Annotated in this window: 1 protein-coding gene; it reads left to right on the top strand. The window is 43.1% G+C overall.

The window, feature by feature from the left end; translation table 11 throughout:
• Window positions 1-371, top strand: a 371-nt coding sequence (locus tag ACS8FD_RS23645; protein ID WP_439277646.1) for an aminotransferase class I/II-fold pyridoxal phosphate-dependent enzyme, incomplete at its 5' end; no start/stop codon positions are given.
• Window positions 372-550 lie beyond the last annotated feature (179 nt).

The raw sequence follows: 550 nt of genomic DNA, 5'->3' as shown, positions 1-550 counted from the left end.
CTATTCCTCCTATGGTGGCGGCGGCTGGGGTTAAAGCATTTGATATGCTGTCTCAAGACAATACCCTACAAGATAAATTGCATGAAAATACGGCCTATTTTGTGAAGCAAATGCAAGATGCCGGCTTCGATATCAAGCCTACCGAATCAGCCATTTGTGCAGTGATGCTTTATGACGCCAATGTCTCCCAGCAAATGGCAAATGCGCTACTTGAAGAAGGTATTTATGTAATTGGCTTCTTCTACCCTGTCGTACCCAAAGACGAGGCGCGCATTCGTGTTCAGCTCTCTGCTGCCCATACTACGGAGCAGCTAGACCAGTGTATCGCTGCGTTTATCAAAGTCGCTAAGCAAATGAAAGTGATTGATTAGAGCGTATTCAACACGCCCTACAAGTAGTTCGGTATTTGCCTACTGAATTCAACAATGAAATGTAATGCAATTAAATAAGAGAGAAGTATGAAAGCACTGGTTAAAGCCCATGATAAAAAAGGCATCTGGATGCAAGATGTGCCAGAACCAAAGGTTGGCATCAATGACGTTAAAATAAA

It is taken from the genome of Psychrobacter sp. 1U2, assembly GCF_051847575.1.
This window is presented reverse-complemented; position numbering and strand designations above follow the sequence as displayed.